Source organism: Streptomyces sp. NPDC090083 (assembly GCF_044747445.1).
In the GTDB taxonomy this organism is placed as follows: Bacteria; Actinomycetota; Actinomycetes; order Streptomycetales; family Streptomycetaceae; genus Streptomyces.
The window spans coordinates 69,686-91,255 of sequence record NZ_JBIVED010000011.1 but is presented as its reverse complement, the minus strand read 5'-3'; the positions used below and the strand labels follow the sequence as shown (position 1 = coordinate 91,255).

The window sequence follows — 21,570 nt, the reverse complement described above, 5'->3', positions numbered from 1 at the left end:
GGGCGAACGGCCCGTCAGGTGGTGGTGCGGCGGCGGGGAAGGGTCATGTGGTAGCCGGAGTCGAGAAGGTGCGGCAGGTATTCGCGCAGCGCCTTCACGCTCTGGGTGCGGTCGCCCCCGGCGTCGTGCGAGAGCACCACGATGCCGGGGGCGGCGCCGTCCTCGACCGCGTCGACGATGTGGCGGACGCCGGGGGTGTCCCAGTCGAGGGTGTCGACGGTCCACGCGAGGGGTTCCATGCCCATCTCGGAGCCGAGCTGGAAGGTGGCCCGGTTCCAGGCGCCGTAGGGCGCGCGGAACCACTGGGGGCGTTCGCCGTAGGCGTCCTCGATGACGTCGCTGGTGCGTTCCATCTCGGAGCGGATCCGGCTCCGGGTCATCGTGGTGAGCAGGGGGTGGGACCAGGTGTGGTTGCCGACGACGTGGCCCTCGTCGGCCATGCGGGCGAGCAGGTCCCGGTTCCAGTCGGCCATCTCGCCGCACACGAAGAACGTGGCGCGGACGTCGTACTCGGCGAGGGTGTCGAGGATGTGCGGGGTGTAGCGGGGGTCGGGTCCGTCGTCGAAGGTCAGGACCATGGTGTTGCCGCGTCCCGACATGCGCAGGAACGGTTCGTGCCGCACCGGGACGCGGGCGGGGGCGGCGGGCGGTGCGCCGTAGCCGGCCACGGGCCGGAGGCGGTAGGAGGAGGGGGTGCGCGCGAGGCGCGGCGGGGGCCCGGCGGCGGGGGCGGCGGCCCGGACCGGGGCGTCGTCCGAGAGTCCGGAGTACAGCAGACCGGCGGTGCCGGCCGCGCCGACGGCGGCGGCGCCGGCGAGCAGGGCCCGTCGGCGCGTGAGCGACTGTTCCTTCTTCATGACTCATCAGTCGCCCGTGCGGGACCCGGCGCCCCACGGCAACACCGGTGCGGCGGCAGGAAAACACCCGCCCGGCCCAGTGTCCGCGCGCTCAGCGGCGCCGGACGAGGGGGAACGGCAGGGTCTCACGGATCGTCAGGCCGGTGAGGAACATGACGAGTCGGTCGACGCCGATGCCGAGTCCGCCGGTGGGCGGCATCGCGTATTCGAGGGCCTCGAGGAAGTCCTCGTCCAGCTCCATCGCCTCGGGGTCTCCCCCGGCGGCGAGCAGCGACTGCGCGGTGAGCCGGCGGCGCTGCTCGACCGGGTCGGTCAGCTCGGAGTAGGCGGTGCCGAGTTCGGTGCCGAACGCGACGAGGTCCCAGCGTTCGGCGAGCCGGGGGTCGGTGCGGTGCTGCCGGGTGAGCGGGGAGACGTCGGTCGGGAAGTCCTTGTAGAAGGTGGGCAGCCGGGTGGGTTCCTCCACCAGCCGTTCGTACATCTCCAGGACGACGTCCCCGCGCCCGTCGTCGGCGCCGTACGGCACGCCCGCGCGGTCGCAGAGCCGGTGCAGGCGGGCGAGTCCGGTGTCGGCGTCGATCTCCTCGCCGAGCGCCTCGGAGATCGCGCCGTGGACGGTCTTCACCGGCCAGGTCCCGGAGATGTCGTACTCCTCGCCTCCCTTGCGGGCGACGGGCGAGCCGAAGGCGGCGGTCGCGGCGCCCTGGATCAGTTCGCGGACGAGGTCGAGCATCACGTCGTAGTCGGCGTACGCCTGGTAGGCCTCCAGCATCGTGAACTCGGGGTTGTGCTTGTAGGAGACGCCCTCGTTGCGGAAGGTGCGGCCCATCTCGAAGACCTTCTCCAGGCCGCCGACGCAGAGCCGCTTCAGATACAGCTCGGGGGCGATGCGGAGATAGAGGTCGAGGTCGTAGGCGTTGATGTGGGTGGTGAAGGGGCGGGCGTTGGCGCCGCCGTGGATCTGCTGGAGCATCGGGGTCTCGACCTCCAGGTAGCCGCGCTCCAACAGGCCTTGGCGCAGGGCCTGTACGGCGGTGGAGCGGGCGCGGACGACGTCGCGGGCGGCGGGGCTCGCGACGAGGTCGAGGTAGCGCATGCGGACCTTGGCCTCGGGGTCGGTGAGGCCGCGGCGCTTGTCGGGCAGGGGGCGCAGGCACTTGCCGGTGAGCTGCCAGGAGGTGACGAAGACGGTGGGCTCGCCCAGGTCGCTGGTGCCCGCGCGGCCGGTCGCGGTGATGTGGTCGCCGATGTCGGTGTCGGCGGTGAAGCGGTCGAGTGCGGGGCCCGATCCGGCGCGGGTGAGGGCGAGTTGGTGGTCGCCGGACCAGTCGCGCAGGGTGACGAAGACGATGCCGCCGAGGTCGCGGACGAGCATCACCCGCCCGGCGACGGTGACGTCGTCGCCCGTGCGGACCTCGGCGAGGGTGTGGGTGCGCCGCGGGACGCCGACCGGGTAGGGGTCGATGCCGGCCGCGCGGAGGCGGTCGAGCTTGCGGTGCCGGACGCGGACCTGTTCGGGCAGGCCGCCGTCCGGGCCGCCGGTGTCGTCCCCGGTGTCGGGAGCGAGCGCCGACAGCGGTGGGAGACCCGCCGTGGTCGCGGGCCGCGGTCCGCTCCTCCGGTGTCCGTTGCCCCAGAGCCGGCGCAGCGACGGTACGGAGACGAAGCCCTCGGCGATGCCGGAGGCGAGGCTGATGCGGGCCAGGGAGGCGGTCTCGCCGTAGCAGATGAAGCGGGGGTACCACTCGGGGTGGTACTTAGCGTTGGAGCGGTAGAGGGCTTCCAGCTGCCACCACTTGGAGAAGAAGAGCAGGAGGCGGCGCCACAGGCGGAGGACCGGGCCCGCGCCGATGCGGGCGCCCTCCTCGAAGGCGGAGCGGAACACGGCGAAGTTGAGGGAGATCCGGCGGACGCCCAACTTCGGCGCGGCGGCGCAGAGTTCGGCGATCATGAACTCCATGACGCCGTTGGGGGCGGTGCGGTCGCGGCGCATCAGGTCGAGGGAGACGCCGTCGGTGCCCCAGGGGACGAGGGAGAGCAGCGCGAGCAGTCTGCCGTCCTCGTCGAGTGCTTCGACCAGGAGGCAGTCGCCGTCGGCGGGGTCGCCGAGGCGGTCGAGGGCCATGGAGAAGCCGCGTTCGGTCTCGGTGTCGCGCCAGGCGTCGGCGCGGTCGACGACCTCCTCCATCTCCGTGTCGGTGAGGGTGGCGTGGCGGCGGATGCGGCAGCCGGCACCGGTGCGGCGGACCCGGCCGACGGCCTGGCGGGTGACGCGCATGTCGCGGCCCGCGAGGTCGAAGCCCGCGACGTGCAGGATGGCCTCGTCGCCGAGTTGGAGGGCGCCGAGTCCGGCGCGGGCGAAGGCGCGGGCGCCGTCCTCGGAGGCGCCCATCACGGCGGGGGCCCAGCCGTGGCGGCGGGCCAGGTCCAGCCAGGCGGCGATGGCGTGCGGCCAGGCCTCGCGGTCGCCGACCGGGTCGCCGCTGGCGAGGCAGACGCCCGCTTCGACGCGGTAGGTGACGGCGGCCTTGCCGCTGGGCGAGAAGACGACGGCCTTGTCGCGCCGGGTGGCGAAGTAGCCGAGGGAGTCGTGGCCGCCGTAGGCCTTGAGGAGGGTGCGGATGCGGTCCTCCTCGTCGCCGTGCAGGGCGGCTTCGAGGCGCTGGGAGCGGAAGAGGACGGTGGCCGCGTTCAGCAGGGCGAGCGCGCCGAAGAGGCCCAGGAGGAAGTAGAGGGCGCGGGGCGGCCGGCCGCCGAAGGAGCGGGCGGAGACCAGTCCGCCGCAGACCCGGTCGGCGGCCCAGCCCAGGTGCTGGCCGGTGGGCAGGGTGCCGGGGAACAGGGCGACCAGTCCCCAGCCCGCGAGGATCGCGACGGCGAGCCCGATCAGCAGGACGGCGAGGGCCCGTCGTACGGCCGCTCGGCGGGAGGCCGCGTAGAACTGGCCGCGCGCCACGATCAGCAGGACCAGCAGCAGGGCGCACACGATCAGGGAGGGCAGGGACTCGGCGTACAGGCCGAGGGCCACGCCCAGGGCGTCGGTGAGGACCAGCAGGCCGAGGTAGACGACGACCAGCCACCAGGCGATCCTCTTGCGGGCCGCGGTCGCGGCGGCGAGCAGGAAGAGGAAGACGGCGTAGGCGAGGTTGGCGCTGACCGGGACGATCAGCAGGTCGAGGAAGCGGACCACGGGGCGCAGCACGCGGCGCAGCGGGGCGATGAGGGCGAGCAGGACGCAGAGCAGGCCGAGGGCGCCGAAGAAGGTGGCGAAGCCTTCGGGGACCCTGCTGAGGAAGCCGTTGCCGGGCGGTCGTGCCGGACCCCTGGTGTCCTTGGCCCTGGCGGCCTCCGCGGTGGCAGTCATGCTTCCGACTGTAGGAACAGGGCGGGCGGCGCGCCCGTCGAGCGCTCCCGGGCGGGTTCGGGACCTGGGGATTCCGATAGCCTCACGGCCGTGACGGAACAGCACTCAACTCAGTTCGAGCGGGGCACGGACGGCCCCAAGGTGATCGTGGCGGGGGTGGACGGCTCCGACTCCTCGCTCCGGGCCGCGTCCTATGCGGCGGGTCTGGCCAGGCGTCAGGGGGCGCTCCTCGCCCTGGTGTACGTGCAACCGGTACTGGCGGCCGGGGCGGCCATGGGGGCACCGGTCGCCGACACCACCGACGAGATCGCCGAGAACCTCGTCGCCCAGATCCGCCACGAGACCGAGCGGGTGAAGGAGATATTCGACATCCGCTGGGAGTTCCACACGTTCCGCGGCGACCCCTACGGAGGCCTGGTCAAGGCCGCCGACGAGCTGAAGGCCGACGCGGTCGTGGTGGGCGCTTCCGAACAGGCCGGCCACCGGATCATCGGGTCGGTCGCGGTGCGGCTGGTGAAGGCGGGGCGGTGGCCGGTGACGGTGGTGCCGTAGCCTCCGGCGGTCGAGCGGGGGTGGTGCGGGGTTTCTCAGAGCGTGTCGAGGAAGGTTCTGAGGATCTTGTTGAAGGTGTGCGGGTTCTCCATGTTCGGGTAGTGGCCGACGCCCTCGATGGCTGTGGCGCGGCCGTTCGGGACCGTGGCGACGAGGCGGTCCGCCATGGCGATGCTGTCGGGCCAGTCGGCGGCACCGTGGATGGCCAGGACCGGTACGTCCAGCCGCGGGACCCGCGGCCACGGGTCGCCCAGGGGCACGTACCAGTCCTTCTCGCCCGGTGTGTGCTTCGCGATGGTGTGGGCGGTCAGGGCGCGCAGGCGGCGCAGGACCGAGGGGTCGACGTCGTCCGGTGTGCGGTGCGGGCCGGCCACGCCCTCCGTGAACCGGTCGAGCCAGCCCTCGATGTCGCCGGCGGCGAGGAGTCGGCCGGCGCGGGCCGTGTGCTCCAGCAGCTCGGGGTCCTTGTACTCGAACGCGCTGGTCCCGCCGCCGCTGACGACGATCGCGCGGACCAGGTCGGGGGACTCCAGCGCGGTGTCGGTCGCGACGCCCGCGCCCATGGACAGGCCGACCAGGACGGCGGGGCCGAGGTCGAGGTGGCGCAGGAGGCCGGTGAGGTCGTCGGCCCAGCGGAAGGGTGCGCTCGCGTTGGCCGAGAAGCCGTGGCCCCGGATGTCGGGGGCGATTACGCGGTGGTCGCCGGCCAGCGCCGGTATCTGGTCGTCGAAGACGCGGTGGTCGGCGAAGCCGGAGTGGAGGAGGACCACGGGGTCGCCGGAGCCCACGTCGCGGTAGGCCAGGTCCCCGTCGGCAGATGCGAAGAAGCTCAGTTCCGGAGCAGCTGTCATGACAACCAAGGTGTCATCTTCACCAGGGTTTGGCAACCAAGGTGTCATGATGTGCTCGTGAACGACTCCACCCCCGCGCACGACCCAGCCGCCCTCTCCCCCGACGAACTCGGCCACCGCCTCACCGAGGTGTTCGACCTGGTCGGCCCGCTCTACCGGCGCGCGGCGCGCAAGGTCGAGCAGGCCGAGCCGGTCGAGGGCGTGTCGGCGGGCGTGCGCGCCGTCCTGAACCTGCTGCGCCTGCACGGACCCATGACGGTCCCCCAGATGGGCCGCGACCAGGCACTGAGCCGGCAGTTCGTGCAGCGCATGGTCAACGACGCGGCGGCGCACGACTGGGTCGAGAGCGTCCCGAACCCGGCGCACCAGCGGTCCTCCCTGATCCGGCTCACCGACGCCGGCCGCTCGGCCATCGCCTCCGTGCTGGGCCGCGAGCACCACCTGATGCGCCAGGTCGGCGGCGGGCTGACGGAGGCCGACGTCGACGCGTGCGCGAAGGTGCTCACCCGGATGCTGGAGACCTTCGCGCACGTCGACGTCGACTGACCCCCAGGCTACTTCCCCATCACCAGCCCGTCCTTCGCCGCGCCCCTGCTCAGCACCGCCTCGCGGACGCGGTCGCGGTCGCCGGTCAGGTCGGCGCCCTGGCCGATCGCCTGGTCGATGTCGACGACCCGGCCCGCGTCGATGTCGAACAGCTGCGGGACGAACTCCGCCTTCGCCACCTCCCAGCGTCCGCCGTGCCGGGCGGGCGGCGCGAACGTGAACCGGCCGAGGGTGCTCAGGTTGCCGCCGGGGTCCTGGGTGCCCGCGTTGTCGTACATCTCGCCGGTGACCTGGTCGCCGAGCCCGTAGACCACCCAGGTGCCGTTGACCTTCTCGTACGGCTGCGGGGCGTGGGCCCGGCTGCCGAGGATCAGGTCGACGTCGGGTCGGCCGCCGGTACGGGCGGCGGTGAGTTCCCGGGCCAGCGCGACCTGTTGGGGGTCCGGTGCCGGCCCGCCGGCCGTGCCCCAGCGCAGCGAGACGATCACCACGTCGGCCCCGGCGCGGCGGGCGGCGCGGGCGTCGGCGAGGACGCGGGCGGGGTCGGTCAGGTTGACGGCCCAGGGCTCGGCCGGCGGGAGCGGGACGCCGTTGGTGTCGGTGGTGTACGCGAGGTGGGCGACCTTCGCAGGACCGGCGCGCAGCAGCGTGACCGTGCGCGCCTCGCCATCCGTGCGCGCCGTCCCCGCGTGCCGTACGCCCGCGCCGTCGAGGGCGTCCAGAGTGCGCTGGATGCCGGCGGGACCGGCGTCGAGGCTGTGGTCGGACGCGGTGGAGCAGCTGTCGTAGCCGGTCGCGGCGAGGCCCCGCGCCTCCTCGGGCGGGGTCGTGAGGCCCACCGAACCGGCGGGGTCGCCGTACACGCCCTCGATGTGACACAGCGCCAGATCGGCGCGGGAGACGAGCGGTTGGACCGCGGAGAGCATCGGCCGGAAGTCGTAGCCGGAGCCGCCCGCGTCGAAGCGGGCCCGGTCCAGGACGGCGCTGTGCGGGAGGATGTCCCCGGCGGCGACGAGGGTGAAGCCGCGGGCGGCGGGGGGTGCCGGGCGGCCGGCCGTCCTGGAGTCGTGGTGCTGGGCCTGACAGGCGGCGGCCGCGGTGAGGACGCCGGCGAGGGCAACGGCCACCTGCTGTCTGCGTGCGATCATCGATTCACCCCACTGTGGTCATATTTACCCACCGATAGGTATGAACTTCACCGGCCCCGCAAACGACTTCCGGCCCCTGATGACCCGTCCGGTGTGCGCGGGCGGCGGATCGCCGGGGAGCCCGGACCGTTCGTCGCACCGTTCGTCGACGCGATCGACCGTCCGCCGCAAGCCCCTCGTGCGCCCCCTGTCCCCGAACCGCACCCTGCGATGCCATACGGCCATGACGGCCGGACCCACGCTCAGAGACGGAACGACCGCCGAGCACGAGCTCGCCGCACTCCAGCGCGAGCACGGCAGGCCGCTCTTCGCGCTGCTGCTCCGGCTCTGCGACGGCGACCGCCAGCGCGCCGAGGACCTCGTCCAGGAGACCCTCGTCCGCGCCTGGCAGCACCCCGAGGCGCTGCGCGCCGACGACTTCGAGTCCGTCCGGCCCTGGCTGCTGACGGTGGGCCGGCGGCTCGCCATCGACGCGCGCCGGGCCCGGCAGGCGCGACCGCCCGAGGTCGGGGACGCGGTGCTGGAGAACGCCCGCGTCTGCGCCGATCACGCGGAACGGTCGGCGGCGACGCTCGATGTGCGGGAGGCTGTGAAGACACTCACTCCGGAGCACCGTGACGTCCTGGTACTCGTGTACTTCCACGGGGCGAGTGTGGCGGAGGCCGCGGCGGCACTCGGAATTCCGCCCGGTACGGTGAAGTCCCGTGCGTTCTACGCCCTGCGTGCCCTGCGCCGGGTGTTGCCGGGTTACGCGGCCGACCTGCGGTGAAACCAATCCATTGGTCAAACCTCCGTAAAGCGCCTTGCTCAGCACCCCTGTTGAGTAATCGGCTGTCCTCATCCGTGTTCCGGACTGGGGGGCTCGGGGTTCCTGACGGAACCACGCGCCGGGCGACGCGCACGCACCGGAGGAAGGCAGGAAGGGATGCTGCACAGAGGTCAAGAGAGCACGGACGGCACCGGTGGCGGTGAACTCACCGTCCCCATGGCCTGGTTGTACGCCGAGTACATCGCCGACGAGCTGCTGCGGACCGGCGACCTGATGCCGCCGACGTCCTTCGAGTTCCGCGCGGGACGGGACGCCCTGGCGCTGACCATCTTCCTCTCCGACACGGACGGCGAGCTGTCCGGAATCCGGGTGGTCACCCAGCTGGAGACCTGGCTTTCGCTGACGGCGTACGACCAGCCGTGGCAGGACTGGGTCCAGGAACGTATGTCCAGGTTGACGGCCGAGACACGCGAAGCCGGTGCGGAATCACCGGACTTGACGCTGGCGGAGGCCGCCTGGCGGTGGCTGGAGGAGACCGAGCTGCTCGCACCGGATCTGGACGCGGTGCCGGGAGGCGGTCCGGTGATCGGTGAGGACGACGGACCGAAGGTCTGGACGCCCGCCTGGCGACTGGGTCTGCCCCTCGGCCATCTCGCCATCCATCTTTTTTGAAACAGGACCAATCCGCGGGCCCGGCCGCTCCGAACCCGTAGGTTGCGATTCTGTGTACGCCTTGAGTGATTCGGCTGACTGGTGCGTACCGATGGGAGCAAGGAGTAACCCCACCCGCACCTAACGGCACGAGGATTCGGCATGAGGTCCCTGGAAAGGCATCGCGACGTCGGCGCGTACGCGCTAGGCGTGCTGGACGAGGCGGACGCCTTCCGCTTCGAGGATCACCTCATGGAGTGCACCAGTTGCGCGGCTCATGTGACCGAATTCGGTCCCGCCTCACGGCAGTTGATGCTGTACCGGCGTGCGACGCCGCGCTCTGTGCACCCCATGGCACAACCCGGCCCGCGCCTGCTGGACCGGTTGCTCGGCGAGGTGTCCTCGCGCCGGCGGTCCGGACGGCGGCGGTTTCTGTTCGCCCTGGCCGCCTCGGTGGTGCTGGCCGTGGGCGGGCCCGCGGTGGCGACCCTGGTCGGGCACGGCGACGGGGCGGTGCGCCTCACCGCGACCGACGCCAAGTCGGGCGTGTGGGCGCAGATCACGGCCGCCGACGAGAACTACGGCAGTGATGTGTCCCTCAGCATCAAGGACGGCGCGGGACCGCGTTCGTGCCGTCTCGTGGTCGTCGGCCGCGACGGTTCCGAGCAGACCGTGACCAGTTGGAACGTTCCCGCGCACGACGCGACGATGATCACGATGCAGGGTGGCTCGGCGATGCACCCCGCCGACATCGACCACTACGACGTGCGGACCGAGGACGGCCGGCAGCTGGTACGGCTCACCTCGCACTGACGTCCCGTTCCCGGGACGCCAGGTGCCGCAGGGCCCGTGCGGAGGGGGTCCCCGGGTCCGCGGTGACGAAGACGACCTGCTGGTCGTCGTGCGGGACGGTGAGCACGTCGCAGTTCACCCGCAGGCGGCCCGCCTCCGGGTGGGTGAGGGTCTTGGTGCGATGACCCGGGGCGTGCACCGGGCCGGTCGCCCAGATCTCCGTGAACTCCTCGCTGCCGGCCCGCAGTTCCGCCAGCAGCCGGGCGAGCCCCGGGTCGTGCGGATAGCGGTCGGCGGCGCGCCGCAGCCGGGACACCGCGACGGCGCCGAACTCCTCCGCGCCGGAACTCTCCATCGGCCGCCCGAGGAACCGGCGGCGCGCCAGGTTCGGCCGCGCGCCGAGATCACCGCCGAACACGGCGGCGGCCAGCGGGTTCCAGGCGATGACGTCGTAGGTCGCGTCGGTGACGACGGCCGCCGTGTCCGGGATCCGGTGCAGCAGGGCCGCCACGTCCGGACGCACGGTCCGTACCGGCGCGGCGAGCGGGGTCGGCTGCGTCCCCGCCAGCCGGAACAGATGCGTCCGCTCGGCCGCGGTCAGCCGGAACACACCGCTGAGGGCGTCGAGGACGCGGGGCGAGGGGCGGGGCCCGCGCGCCTGTTCCAGCCGGGCGTAGTAGTCGACGGACATGTGGGCCAGCTCGGCGACCTCTTCGCGCCGCAGCCCGAGGGTCCGCCGGGACGGTCCACCGGGCAGCCCCACATCGGCGGGCACCAGCAGCTCCCGCCGCCCCCGCAGAAACCGGGCGAGCTCCTGCCTACCGGTCACGGTGTCTCCTTCCCTCGGCCGTCCGCCCCCGGACCCTCCGACCCCGGCCCGGATGTCTTCCTGCCGCTCGCCGTCAGCCCTCCGGCGGCTCTTCGACCGCTCTTCGGCCGACAGGGATCGGTTGTCCCTGGTTCGGCGGCCACGGCTGCGGAATCGTCGTCCCCATGAACGATTCCACAGCACTCGTCACCGGAGCCAACAAAGGCATCGGCAAGGAAATTGCCCGCCTGCTGATCGCCGAGGGATGCACCGTCCACGTCGGCTCGCGCGACGCGGGCCGGGGCGAACGGACCGTGGCGGAACTGGGCGGCGGCGCACGGCTGCTGGTCCTCGACGTCACGGACGCGGAGAGCGTCGCGGCGGCGGCACGGCAGGTGGACGCCCTGGACATCCTGGTCAACAACGCGGGGATCATGGCCGGCGGCGATCCCGCGCCGGGGGTGGACCTCGACGACGTCCGCCGCACGTACGAGACGAACGTCTTCGGCGTCCTGGCCGTCACCAACGCCTTCCTCCCCGCCCTGCGCCGCTCCCCGCACCCCCGCATCGTGAACGTGTCCAGCGGCACCGGCTCCCTGACCTGGAGCGCCGACCCGGACCGTGAGTTCGCCCGCCACGCCGGCGCGGGCGCCGCCTACCGCTCGTCCAAGTCGGCGCTCAACGCCCTGACCCTCTTCTACGCCCAGTCCCTGGCGGCGGCGGGCTTCAAGGTGAACGCCCTGGCCCCCGGCCTGCGCGCGACGGACCTCAACGAACGGGCCGCCGCGAGCGACGGGGACCCCGCGGAGGCGGCCCGGGGAGCCGTCGACCTGGCGCTGCTGCCGGACGACGGGCCGACGGGACGGTTCGTGTCGTGGGACGGGACCCCGGTGCCCTGGTAGCTACTTCAGCAGTCGCGACATCCGCCGGTCGGCCAGCGGCTTGCCGCCCGTCTGGCAGGTCGGGCAGTACTGCAGCGAGGAGTCGCTGAAGGAGACCTCCCGGATGGTGTCGCCGCAGACCGGGCAGGGCTGACCGGTGCGGCCGTGGACGCGCAGGCCGCTCTTCTTCTCCGCCTTCAGACGGCCCGCCGCCACCCCTCGGGAGCGCTCGACGGCTTCCGTCAGCGTGGTGCGCAGGGCCGTGTGGAGCGTGCGCGTCTCGGCCGGGGTCAGCGACGACGCCAGTTTGAAGGGGGACATCTTCGCCGCGTGCAGGATCTCGTCGCTGTACGCGTTGCCGACCCCGGCGATCAGGGTCTGGTCGCGCAGGGCGCCCTTGAGCTGACGGCGTTCGTCCTTGAGCAGGTCGGCGAGGGCCTGCTCGTCGAAGTCGTCGGCGAGGGGGTCGGGGCCGAGGCGGGCGACGCCCGGGACCTCCTGCGGGTCGGCGACGACGTACACCGCGAGGCGCTTCTGCGTGCCCGCCTCCGTGAGGTCGAAGCCCTCGCCGGTCTCCAGGGCGACGCGGAGTGCCAGCGGGCCCTTGCCGGGGCGCGGCGGCCCGTCCGGGAGGCGGTCCTTCCAGTGCAGCCAGCCCGCGCGGGCCAGGTGGGTCACGAAGTGCGGGCCGCCGTCCGTCTCGACGTCAAGGAACTTGCCGCGCCGGTGCACGGCCACCACCTCATGCCCCTCCAGCGCGGTGGGCGGAGGGTCGTACGTCTTCAGGACGCTGATGGCGACGGGCAGCACCCGTACGATCTCGTGGCCGACGAGGTGTTCGGTCAGGAAGTCCTTCAGCGCTTCGACCTCGGGGAGTTCCGGCATACGTCCAGGGTGCCATCGGGCGCGCTCGGGGTCAGCTCCGGTTCGTCCGGTCAGGGACCGCGGTGTTCAGCCCTGGTCCGGCACCAGGAACTCGCACCACACGCACTTGCCGCTCCCCCGCGCCTCCACGCCCCACACGTCCGTGAGCAGGTCGACGAGGAGCAGTCCGCGCCCGGAGACCCCGCTCTCGCCCGCCTCGCGCCGGCGCGGGAGGGCACTGGAGGAGTCCTCGACCTCCACCCGCAGCCTGCGTCCGGTGCCGTCGAGGACTCTGAGGGTGACGATCGCGGAGCCCTCGGTGTGCATCAGCGCGTTGGTGATCAGCTCGTCGGCGACCAGCTCGACCTCGTCGGACCGCTCGCCGGTGCCCCACGCGCGGACCGCCGCCCGGATCATGTGCCGTGCCTCGGAGAGGGCCTCGGCGTCGCCGGGACCTACATGCTGCCGGAGCCGCCCGCCCGGCCGCGGCGCGGCGAGCCCGCGCCGGCGCAGCAGGAGCAGCGCCACGTCGTCCTCGCCGCCGCGTTCCTCGGCCACGTCGATGAGCAGATCGGCGAGGTCGCGTACGTCGACGGGCCCGGAGGCGATCAGCGCGGCGAGGGTCCGCATGCCGTCGTCGAGGTCGGCCCCCGGCTGTTCGACGAGGCCGTCGGTGCACAGCAACAGGGTCTCGCCGGGGTCGAATTCGATGGTGGACACAGGGTATTCGAGCGTCCCGAACTCGGCGGAGAGCCCGAGCGGCAGCCCGCCCGCGACGGTCATCCTGCGAGACGTCCCGTCCAGCTGCCGGACCAGCGGATCGATGTGCCCGGCCCGGACCACCTGTACCACTCCGGTCGACAGATCGACCTCGGCGTAGAGGCAGGTGGCGAAGCGCTCGGTGTCGAGTTCGTGGAGGAAGACGGAGGCGCGGGCCATCACCGTGGCCGGGGTGTGCCCCTCGGCGGCGTACGCCTTGAGGACGATGCGCAGTTGCCCCATGACGGCGGCGGCATGCGTGTCGTGTCCCTGGACGTCCCCGATGACCGCGCCGACCCGCCCTCCCCCGGAGGAGGTGCCTCCAGGCAGCGGGATCAGGTCGTACCAGTCGCCTCCGATGTCCCGCCCGAGCTTCGCGGACCGGTAGCGGACGGCGACGTCGGCGCCCGGCACGCTCGGGATCGCGCGTGGCAGCATCGCCTGCTGGAGCCCCTGCGCGAGGTCCTTCTCCTGCTCGTAGAGCATCGCGCGCTGCAGGCTCTGCGCGATGCTGCTGCCCAGCGCGACGAGCACGTTCCGCTCGTCCACCGTGAAGCCGCGCCGGTCGTCGTACAGCAGCCCCATCGCCCCGATCGGCCGCCCCTGCGCGATCAGCGGCAGATACGCGGCGGCCGTGATGTGCAGCTCGGTGATGTCAGGCCACAGCAGCGGGTACCGCTCGGCGAACTCCTCCGGGGACTCGATGAACGCGGGCGCCAGAGTCCGTACGACCTCCCCCATCGGGTACGGCTCGTCGATCCGGGTGACCTCCGTGCCGGGCACGAAGCTGCCCTCGGGCCCCTCAGCGACCAGCCGGATGCGCCCCGCCTCGACCAGGCCCATGACCAGGCTGGTCGCGCCGAGGTGGACGAGCCCGTGGGTGTCCTTGAGGACGTCGATGACGTCCTGGACGGTCCGGGCGTGCGCGAGGGCGGCGGTGGTGAGCTGGACGACGTTGGTCTGCCGGCGCAGCGCCGCGTCCTGGGCGGCCTGTTCGCGGCGGGCGGCGCTCTCGGCGAGTTCCCGGGTGGCGTCCCGGACGATGCCGATGATCCGGCGCGGGCGGCCCGTCCCGTCGCGCCGGATGCAGCCCTGGGTGTGGGTCCAGCGCAGGGTGCCGTCGCGCAGCCGGATCCGGAAGTAGGCGCCGTAGTTCTCGCTGCCGTCCTTCATGGCCTGGGAGACGAGCCCGTCGAGCCGGTAGCCCTCCGGGGGCGGCACCCGGCTCGCGAGCGACTCGGGGTGTCCGTCGTATTCGTCGGGGCGCAGGTCGAAGACCTCGAGGGCCTGGGCGTCCATGTGGAACAGGCCGTTGTCCAGGTCCCAGTCGAAGCTGCCCATGCGGTTGAGCGCCAGGATCGGGTCCGGGTGGGCGGGCCAGTCGTCCGGGAGTGACAGGGCGCTCGCTCCCCGATCAACCATGCGGCCCACCTTGCCAGGATTCGCCCGATTCTTCGACTTGTCCTCCCGCCACGGAGGCACCCGGCGCGATCAGCCGCCGAAGACGCTCGTGGGGCTGTCGAAGATGCTGCCGGTGGTGGTGTCGTCGGGGATCAGCCCGCCGCCGTCGGGCGGGTCGGGGGTCTCCGGCACGGACGGCGGACCGATCTCGTCCGCCGAGTCCGGGTCCTGGGACGCCTCCGGTACGACCGTCCCGGCGCCCGGGGTGGCGGCGCGCTGGGAGGGGGTGAGCGTGCTGCCGGGCGGGCTGGTCGTCGGGGTGGCCGTGACGGTGGCGGCGGGACAGTCCACGGCACCGGGTGACGCGGCCCCGTCGCCGGGCGTGCCCGGGGTGACCGTGACGGTCGGGGTCGTGCAGCCGGGGGTGGTGGGACGGCCGCCGGGCGGCACGCTCTCGTCCCGCGGCGAGGGGCTCGTGGCGTCGCCCGGACTCCGGGAGGCACCCGCGCTGTCGCCCGGGCTGCTCGGACCGGCACTGGAGCTGTCGCTCGGACTGCTGCTCGGGCTGCTGCTCGGGCTGTCGCTCGGACCGGTACCGGCGCTGTCGCTCGGGCTGCTGCTCGCGCTCTGCGAGGGGCTCGTGCTCGCGCCGGGCGGACGACCGGACCCGCTGTCGTGCGGTCGCGGGGACGGACCGGTGCCCGACGGGGTGGGCGTGGGTGTGGGCAGCACGTGCGGCGGCCGGGGCACGACGTGGTCGTGGTGGGGTCCGCGATGCCCGAGGGGCCGTTCGATCCAGGTGTTGTCGACGATGTTGATGATCGTGATGTCGGTGATCACCTGCGGTGCGGGCGTCACCACGACCACCTGGGAGGGCCGGAACCCGGACCAGGCCCGGCCGCCACCGCTGCCGCCGCTCCCGGCGGAACCCTGTCCCGCCCGGCCCGCCTTGAGCGGGTTGCCGCAGGCGCAGCGGACGCGGGGCACGCCCCGGTTGTCGACGAGGACGGCCGTACCGGCCTGGAGGACCGACTGGAACCCGGTCACCCGGGCGTCACGGAACCCGTGGTTGGTGACCTGGGTGTCGGCGCGCAGCACGACCGAGGTCAGCCCGCGCAGATAGCCGGGGATGCCGCCCGGTGAGATGCCCTCGGCCTGCGCGAAGGCGCGGGCCTTGGCCTGGTCGGCGGTGAGGTAGGAGATCTGCCGCTCGACGTCGCAGCTGCCGGTCCGCGCGGTGCCGCCGTACAGGCCGGGCGTGGCGCCGGAGACGGCGCGCAGGGGGCCTGTCGGCGGGGACGCGGTGCGCGCGGGTGCCGGACTTGTGGGTGTCGACCGCGCAGGTGTGGACTGCGGCGTTCGGGTGACCCGGGACGGTGTGCTCCCGGTGGTGGCCGTGGAGTCCGTGAACGGGTCGGGGCCCTGTGCCGCGACGGGTTGGAGGAAGACCTCGCCGCTCGGCTTCGTGTCCTTGCCGCCGTCGCCGCCGCAGCCGGCGACGATGAGCGCCGCCGACAGCGCGCAGGCCGTGGCGATGGTTCCGGTGGATGTGCGCACCAGGTTCTCCCGCCTCAAGCCGGGTGATTCGCCACTATTGTCTGCTTCACTCACTTGGGTTACGCAACCGGAGGCATGGAACACGGAGAGTGAAGCCCGTTCAGGCACGACGACGGAGGGAGGAGGACCCCGGTCTTGGGATGGTTCACCGCACCCGACTACTGGCTGGGCCGACTGGTCTTCCAGCGGGGCCTGGCCGGCGTCTATCTGGTCGCGTTCCTGACGGCGGTCCTGCAGTTCCGGGCGCTGATCGGCGAACGCGGCATGCTGCCGGTCCCCCGCCTGGTCGCCCGCGTGCCGTTCCGCCGGGCCCCGAGCGTCTTCCAACTCCACTACACGGACCGCTTCTTCGCGCTCTGCGCGGGAACGGGCTGCGTGGTGTCGGCGGCCCTCGCGGCCGGACTCGACTCCCGACTGCCGCTCTGGGGCGGGATGGTGATGTGGGCGGTCCCCTGGGTCCTCTACCTGTCGATCGTCAACGTGGGCCAGACCTGGTACGGATTCGGCTGGGAGTCACTGCTCCTGGAGGTCGGCTTCCTGGCCGTCTTCCTCGGCAACGACGAGGTGGCCCCGCCGGTCGTGGTGCTCTTCCTGCTCCGCTGGATCCTGTTCCGGGTGGAGTTCGGCGCGGGCCTGATCAAGCTCCGCGGGGACGCGTGCTGGCGGAAGCTGACGTGTCTGGACTTCCATCACGAGACCCAGCCGATGCCGGGCCCGCTGAGCTGGTTCTTCCACCGTCTTCCCCGCCCCCTGCACCGGATCGAGGCCGCCGCCAACCACGTCACCCAACTCCTCGTGCCCTTCCTCCTGTTCACCCCGCAGCCGATCGCGACGGCCGCCGCGTCCCTGATGATCGCGACGCAGCTGTGGCTGGTCCTGTCCGGCAACTTCTCCTGGCTGAACTGGATCACCGTCGTGCTGGCCGTCTCCGCGCTCGGGCTCCCGCACACACCGCCGCCCACGGCCGCCCCGCCCCTCTGGTACGAGGTGACCGTGCTCGCCGTCGCGGCCCTCCTCCTGTGGCTCAGCCGCCGCCCGGTACGGAACATGGTCTCCCGCCGCCAGATCATGAACCGCTCCTTCGACCCGCTCCATCTGGTCAACACCTACGGCGCGTTCGGCACCGTCGGCCGGGTCCGCCACGAGGTGGTGATCGAGGGCACGGCCGACGAGGTGCCCCGCGAGGAGTCCGGCTGGCGGGAGTACGAGTTCAGGGGCAAGCCGGGCGACCCCCGCCGCTGGCCGCGCCAGTTCGCGCCCTACCATCTCCGTCTGGACTGGATGATGTGGTTCGCGGCCCTCTCCCCCGGCTCCGCGGAACCGTGGTTCGGCGCCCTGGTGGAACGCCTCCTGGAGAACGACCGCGACACCCTGCGGCTCCTGCGCCGCTCCCCGTTCCCGCCCGGCGCTCCCCCGCGCCACATCCGCGCCCGTCTCTTCCGCTACCGCTACACGACCTGGCGGGAGCTGAGGGAGACGGGCGCGTGCTGGGAGCGAACGTTCGTGCGCGAGTACCTGCCGCCGACGGGACGCGCCACCGCGCGTCAGAGGCCGTAGACGCGCGTGGCGGTGCCCTCGAAGACCTCGGCGCGTTCGGCCGCGTCGAGAGCGCGGGTCAATTCCCTTGCCGTGTCGGTGACTTGGCCGTAGGTCGCGGCCAGGGTGCAGACCGGCCAGTCGGAGCCGAACATCAGGCGGCTCGGGCCGAAGGCGTCGAGTGCGGTGTCCGTGTACGGCCGGAGGTCCGCCGTGCGCCAGGTCTTCCGGTCGGCCTCCGTGACCAGACCGGAGAGCTTGCCGTACGTGTGGGGGAGCGCGGCCAGGGAGCGGACGGAGGCGGCCCAGGGCTCCCGGCGGCCCGAGGCGATGGGGGGCTTGCCCAAGTGGTCGAGGACGAGGGTGAGGTGAGGATGGGACCTCGCGGCCTCGACGGCGGCCGGGAGCTGGTCCGGCAGGACGAGCAGGTCGTAGACGAGTCCGGCGTCCGCCACGGCGGTGAGGCCCCGGCGGACGTCGGGGCGCAGCAGCCAGTTCGGGTCGGGCTCGCCCTGCACCTGGTGGCGGATGCCCTTGAGGCGGTGGCCGCCGGGGAGTTCGCGCAGGCGGGCGAGTTCGTCGGTGATGTCCGGGCGGGTGAGGTCGGTCCAGCCGACGACTCCGGCGATCAGGTCGTGCGCGTCGGCGAGGGCGAGGAGTTCGGGGGTCTCCTCGGCGACGGTGACCGTCTGGACGAGGACGGTCCGGTCGACACCGGCCGCGTGGGCCTCGGGTGCGAGGTCGGCGACGCTGAAGTCCCGTCGCAGGGGCTGGAGTTCGGGTCCGGTGATCCAGTCCTGGTCGCGGACCGAGAGGTCCCAGACGTGATGGTGGGCGTCGACGGTCACGGCAGCTCCCATACGACGGGCAGGCCGGCGTCGGCGCCCTCGCTGGAGTAGTCGTGGACCACGTCGAGGAGTTGGGTCATCCGGGCCTGCCAGGCGACGTTCACCGGGAGCTGGTCCAGCTCGGCCAGCAGTCGGGCGTAGTCGTCGCAGTCCAGGACGTGGAAGAGGTCGGTGCCGCTGCGCCAGATCGTCCAGGAGGTGGCACCGGCGGCGCGGATCGCGGCGGTGAGTTCCTCGGGGACCTCGCGGTGGGCGTCCTCGTAGGCGGCGATCCGGTCGGCGCGGACCTTGGTGTGCAGGGCCACTCTCATGACGGCTCCTCCGTGGGGATCGGGGCGTCGGCGGACAGCAGCCCGGTGTCCCGCAGTTCCTGCCAGAACCCGGCGGGCACGCGCGCCGCGAACTGCTCGGCACAGTCCCGCACTTCGGCCTCGGAGCGGGCACCGACCAGGACACTCGCCACGGCCGGGTGGGCCGCGCAGAAGGCGAGGGCGGCGGCGCGCAGGGTGATGCCGTGGCGCTCGGCCACCGTCTTCATGCGCAGAGCACGGTCCACCAACTCCGCCGGGGCCGGTGCGTAGTTGTAGGTCGCGTCGGGCTTCGGGTCCGCCAGCAGACCGGAGTTGAAGGCCCCGCCGATCACCACCGATGTGCCGCGCGCGACCGCGGCCGGGAGCAGTTCGGCGAGGCCGCTCTGGTCGAGCAGTGTGTAGCGCCCGGCACACAGCACCACGTCCACGTCCGTGTCGCGGACGAACCGGGTCAGCATCCCGGCCTGGTTCATGCCCGCGCCGATCGCCCCGACGACGCCTTCGGCGCGGAGCTTCTCCAGCGCCGGATAGCCCTCGCGGAAGGCCTGTTCGGCGTGGTCGTCGGGGTCGTGGAGGTAGACGACGTCGACGTGGTCGAGGCCGAGCCGTTCGAGGCTGGCGTCCAGGGTCCGGCGGATCCCGTCGGCGCTGAAGTCCCACACACGACGCTGCGCGGCGGGCACGGCGAAGCCGCTGGCGAGGTCGTCGCCGGTCACCGTCTCCGCCTGTTCCAGCCGCCGTCCGACCTTGGTGGAGATCGCGTACGACGACCGCGGGAGCCCGCGCAGGGCCGCGCCGATCCGGCGTTCGGACAGTCCGAGGCCGTAGTGCGGCGCGGTGTCGAAGTAGCGGATCCCCTGCTGCCAGGCCGTCTCGACCGCCTGGTGCGCCTGGTCGTCGCTCACCTCGGTGTAAAGGTTGGCTATCGCGGCGCCGCCGAAGCCCAGTCCGCTGACCTCGACACCGCTGCCGCCGAGGGCGCTCACCGGTCCACCGGCCGCAGCCGCAGCCCCTGCATGCCGCCGTCCACGGCGAGCGAGGTGCCGGTGGTGGCGCCGGACAGCGGGCTCGCCAAGTAGGCGATGGCGCCCGCGACTTCGGCCGCCGAGACGAGGCGTCCCGAGGGCTGGCGGGCGGCCAGGGCGGCGCGTTCGGCGGCCGGGTCGGAGGCCGCGTCGAGGAGCCGGCCGACCCAGGGGGTGTCCGCCGTACCGGGGTTGACGCAGTTGACCCGGACGCCCTCGCGGAGGTGGTCGGCGGCCATGGCGAGGGTGAGGGAGTACACGGCGCCCTTCGTGGCGCTGTACAGGGCGCGTTGGGGCAGTCCCGCCGTGGCGGCGATGGAGCAGGTGTTGACGATCGCCGCGTGGGAGGACGCGCGCAGGTGCGGGAGGGCGGCGCGGGCGACACGGACCATGCCGATCACGTTGACGTCCAGGACGCGGTGCCACTCCTCGTCGTCGTTGTCCTCGACGGTGCCCTGGGCGCCGATGCCCGCGTTGTTGACGACCACGTCGAGGCCGCCGAGGTCGTCGACGGCGGCGGCGACGGCCTGCCGGACCGAGGCGTCGTCGGTGACGTCGGCGCGGTAGCCGAGCAGCGGCTTCTCGACGGAGGAGGGGTCGAGGTCGAGCACGGCCACCGACGCGCCGCGTGCGGCGAGGAGTTCGGCGGTGGCCCGGCCGATGCCGGAGGCGCCGCCGGTGACCAGGGCCTTGAGCCCCTGGAAGTCGGTCATGCCGCGTGTCCCTTCTGCCGGTCGAGGTCGGCGGCCCAGAAGGTGCCGCCGGGGAACGTGTAGCGCGCGATCGACTCGGGCCGCATGGTGGCCGAGAAACCGGGCGCGGTGGGTGCCCTGTAGTGACCTTCGCCGATCACCACCGGATCGAGGAAGTGGTCGTGCAGATGATCGACGTACTCGATGACGCGGTCGTCGGTGGTGCCGGAGACGGCGAGGTAGTCGAACATCGAGAGGTGCTGGACGAGTTCGCAGAGTCCGACGCCGCCCGCGTGCGGGCAGACGGGGACGCCGAACTTGGCGGCGAGCAGCAGGATCGCCAGGTTCTCGTTGACGCCGCCGACACGGGCCGCGTCGATCTGGAGGACGTCGAGGGCGCCCGCCTGGAGCAACTGCTTGAAGACGATGCGGTTCTGGACGTGTTCACCGGTGGCGACCCTGACCGGGGCGACGGCCGTGCGGATGGCGGCGTGGCCCAACACGTCGTCGGGGCTGGTCGGTTCCTCGATCCAGTACGGGTCGAACTCGGCGAGTGCCTTGGTCCAGCGGATCGCCTCGGCCACGTCCCAGCGCTGGTTGGCGTCGATCGCCATGCGGATGTCGGGTCCGACGACCGAACGGGCCACCCGGCAGCGGCGGATGTCGTCGTCGAGGTCGGCGCCGACCTTCAGCTTGATCTGCCGGAAGCCGTCGGCGACGGCCTGCGCGGCGAGCCGGGTGAGCTTCTCGTCGTCGTAGCCGAGCCATCCCGCGGAGGTGGTGTAGGCGGGGAAGCCGTGCTCCAGCAGGGTGTTCCTGCGGCCTTCCGCGCCCGCCCTGCCGCGGCGCAGGATGTCGAGGGCCTCGTCCGGGGTGAGGGCGTCGGTGATGTATCTGAAGTCGATCTGGCCGACGAGCCATTCGGGGTCGGCGTCGGCGAGGAGCTGCCAGAGCGGTGTGCCGGCGCGCTTGGCGGTGAGGTCCCAGGCCGCGTTGATCACGGCGCCGATCGCCATGTGCATCACGCCCTTCTCGGGCCCCAGCCAGCGGAGTTGGCTGTCGCCGATCAGGTCGCGGTTCAACGTCCCGGGATCCGCGCAGAGTTCGTCGACGGACCGGCCGATCACATGGTCCCGCAGCGCGTCGATCGCGGCGACCTGGACATCGTTGCCCCGCCCGATGGTGAAGGAGAACCCGTGCCCCTCGTGCCCGTCGGCGGAGTCGGTGCGCAGCACGACGTACGCGGCGGAGTAGTCGGGGTCCGGGTTCATCGCGTCGGAGCCGTCCAGCTCGCGCGAGGTGGGGAAACGGATGTCGTAGGTGTCGACCGCGATCACGCGGGCGGGCGTCGGGGACAC

The 21,570-nt window shown here is 72.6% G+C and carries 20 protein-coding genes; 7 read left to right on the top strand and 13 right to left on the bottom strand.

Going from position 1 to position 21,570, the window contains the following annotated elements; translation table 11 throughout:
- Nucleotides 1–14: 14 nt before the first annotated feature.
- Both ACIPTO_RS32410 and lysX read right to left on the bottom strand, forming a co-directional pair.
- Nucleotides 15–857 (bottom strand): polysaccharide deacetylase family protein, encoded by an 843-nt coding sequence (locus ACIPTO_RS32410; protein ID WP_401198058.1) that lies wholly within the window; start codon nt 855–857, stop codon nt 15–17.
- Nucleotides 858–948: 91 nt separating this feature from the next.
- On the bottom strand, nt 949–4,221 hold the full coding sequence (lysX, locus tag ACIPTO_RS32405) for a bifunctional lysylphosphatidylglycerol synthetase/lysine--tRNA ligase LysX (protein WP_401198056.1): 3,273 nt from the start codon (nt 4,219–4,221) through the stop codon (nt 949–951).
- Between the two features lie 90 nt (nt 4,222–4,311).
- Here lysX and ACIPTO_RS32400 point away from each other — a divergent pair, with 90 nt between their 5' ends.
- A complete protein-coding gene (locus ACIPTO_RS32400) occupies nt 4,312–4,773 on the top strand; it encodes a universal stress protein (RefSeq protein ID WP_366322841.1) in 462 nt (153 codons plus the stop codon).
- A gap of 35 nt (nt 4,774–4,808) precedes the next feature.
- Here ACIPTO_RS32400 and ACIPTO_RS32395 read toward each other — a convergent pair whose 3' ends face one another.
- On the bottom strand, nt 4,809–5,624 hold the full coding sequence (locus ACIPTO_RS32395; protein WP_401198053.1) for an alpha/beta fold hydrolase: 816 nt from the start codon (nt 5,622–5,624) through the stop codon (nt 4,809–4,811).
- 51 nt (nt 5,625–5,675) lie between these two features.
- On the opposite strand from ACIPTO_RS32395, the gene ACIPTO_RS32390 reads away from it, so the two are divergent.
- Nucleotides 5,676–6,170, top strand: coding sequence for a MarR family winged helix-turn-helix transcriptional regulator (locus ACIPTO_RS32390; protein WP_401198052.1), 495 nt, complete (start codon nt 5,676–5,678; stop codon nt 6,168–6,170).
- Between the two features lie 8 nt (nt 6,171–6,178).
- Here ACIPTO_RS32390 and ACIPTO_RS32385 read toward each other — a convergent pair whose 3' ends face one another.
- The gene (locus ACIPTO_RS32385) at nt 6,179–7,318 is read right to left on the bottom strand and encodes a CapA family protein (protein ID WP_401198050.1); all 1,140 of its coding nucleotides are present in this window, start codon (nt 7,316–7,318) and stop codon (nt 6,179–6,181) included.
- Nucleotides 7,319–7,541: 223 nt separating this feature from the next.
- Between ACIPTO_RS32385 and ACIPTO_RS32380 the strand changes: the two genes are divergently transcribed.
- The 3 genes from ACIPTO_RS32380 to ACIPTO_RS32370 all read left to right on the top strand — a co-directional run bounded on the left by ACIPTO_RS32380 (nt 7,542) and on the right by ACIPTO_RS32370 (nt 9,551).
- Entirely contained in the window at nt 7,542–8,087 is a 546-nt protein-coding gene (locus ACIPTO_RS32380; RefSeq protein ID WP_366322833.1) for a sigma-70 family RNA polymerase sigma factor, read from the top strand.
- Between the two features lie 156 nt (nt 8,088–8,243).
- Nucleotides 8,244–8,759 carry a hypothetical protein gene (locus tag ACIPTO_RS32375; RefSeq protein WP_401198047.1) on the top strand — a complete coding sequence of 172 codons (516 nt, stop codon included), beginning with the start codon at nt 8,244–8,246 and terminating at the stop codon, nt 8,757–8,759.
- A 141-nt stretch (nt 8,760–8,900) separates the two neighbouring features.
- The gene (locus ACIPTO_RS32370) at nt 8,901–9,551 is read left to right on the top strand and encodes a zf-HC2 domain-containing protein (protein ID WP_401198045.1); all 651 of its coding nucleotides are present in this window, start codon (nt 8,901–8,903) and stop codon (nt 9,549–9,551) included.
- Here the strand turns inward: ACIPTO_RS32370 and ACIPTO_RS32365 are convergent.
- The gene (locus ACIPTO_RS32365; RefSeq protein WP_401198043.1) at nt 9,538–10,359 is read right to left on the bottom strand and encodes a helix-turn-helix transcriptional regulator; all 822 of its coding nucleotides are present in this window, start codon (nt 10,357–10,359) and stop codon (nt 9,538–9,540) included. The two genes, ACIPTO_RS32370 and ACIPTO_RS32365, sit on opposite strands and share 14 nt — an antisense overlap.
- A gap of 164 nt (nt 10,360–10,523) precedes the next feature.
- Here ACIPTO_RS32365 and ACIPTO_RS32360 point away from each other — a divergent pair, with 164 nt between their 5' ends.
- A complete protein-coding gene (locus tag ACIPTO_RS32360; protein WP_366322825.1) occupies nt 10,524–11,240 on the top strand; it encodes an SDR family oxidoreductase in 717 nt (238 codons plus the stop codon).
- On the opposite strand, the gene ACIPTO_RS32355 is transcribed toward ACIPTO_RS32360, so the two are convergent.
- The 3 genes from ACIPTO_RS32355 to ACIPTO_RS32345 form a co-directional block, all read right to left on the bottom strand.
- Nucleotides 11,241–12,104: a DNA-formamidopyrimidine glycosylase family protein gene (locus ACIPTO_RS32355; protein WP_366322823.1), complete on the bottom strand. Its 864-nt coding sequence runs from the start codon at nt 12,102–12,104 to the stop codon at nt 11,241–11,243.
- 66 nt (nt 12,105–12,170) lie between these two features.
- Nucleotides 12,171–14,264, bottom strand: coding sequence for a SpoIIE family protein phosphatase (locus ACIPTO_RS32350; RefSeq protein WP_401198040.1), 2,094 nt, complete (start codon nt 14,262–14,264; stop codon nt 12,171–12,173).
- 69 nt (nt 14,265–14,333) lie between these two features.
- On the bottom strand, nt 14,334–15,800 hold the full coding sequence (locus tag ACIPTO_RS32345) for a DUF6777 domain-containing protein (RefSeq protein ID WP_401198038.1): 1,467 nt from the start codon (nt 15,798–15,800) through the stop codon (nt 14,334–14,336).
- Nucleotides 15,801–15,935: 135 nt separating this feature from the next.
- On the opposite strand from ACIPTO_RS32345, the gene ACIPTO_RS32340 reads away from it, so the two are divergent.
- On the top strand, nt 15,936–17,357 hold the full coding sequence (locus ACIPTO_RS32340; RefSeq protein ID WP_401198037.1) for a lipase maturation factor family protein: 1,422 nt from the start codon (nt 15,936–15,938) through the stop codon (nt 17,355–17,357).
- On the opposite strand, the gene ACIPTO_RS32335 is transcribed toward ACIPTO_RS32340, so the two are convergent.
- The 5 genes from ACIPTO_RS32335 to ACIPTO_RS32315 are packed head-to-tail and all read right to left on the bottom strand — an operon-like array spanning nt 17,345 to nt 21,570.
- The gene (locus ACIPTO_RS32335; RefSeq protein WP_401198035.1) at nt 17,345–18,184 is read right to left on the bottom strand and encodes an amidohydrolase family protein; all 840 of its coding nucleotides are present in this window, start codon (nt 18,182–18,184) and stop codon (nt 17,345–17,347) included. The genes ACIPTO_RS32340 and ACIPTO_RS32335 overlap by 13 nt on opposite strands.
- Nucleotides 18,181–18,495 carry an L-rhamnose mutarotase gene (locus tag ACIPTO_RS32330; protein WP_366322813.1) on the bottom strand — a complete coding sequence of 105 codons (315 nt, stop codon included), beginning with the start codon at nt 18,493–18,495 and terminating at the stop codon, nt 18,181–18,183. The genes ACIPTO_RS32335 and ACIPTO_RS32330 overlap by 4 nt, the downstream gene beginning before the upstream one ends.
- Nucleotides 18,492–19,481, bottom strand: coding sequence for an aldo/keto reductase (locus ACIPTO_RS32325; RefSeq protein WP_366322811.1), 990 nt, complete (start codon nt 19,479–19,481; stop codon nt 18,492–18,494). The genes ACIPTO_RS32330 and ACIPTO_RS32325 overlap by 4 nt, the downstream gene beginning before the upstream one ends.
- Entirely contained in the window at nt 19,478–20,233 is a 756-nt protein-coding gene (locus ACIPTO_RS32320) for an SDR family NAD(P)-dependent oxidoreductase (RefSeq protein WP_401198030.1), read from the bottom strand. Before ACIPTO_RS32320 ends, ACIPTO_RS32325 begins: the two co-directional genes overlap by 4 nt.
- Nucleotides 20,230–21,570 carry an L-fuconate dehydratase gene (locus ACIPTO_RS32315; protein WP_366322807.1) on the bottom strand — a complete coding sequence of 447 codons (1,341 nt, stop codon included), beginning with the start codon at nt 21,568–21,570 and terminating at the stop codon, nt 20,230–20,232. Before ACIPTO_RS32315 ends, ACIPTO_RS32320 begins: the two co-directional genes overlap by 4 nt.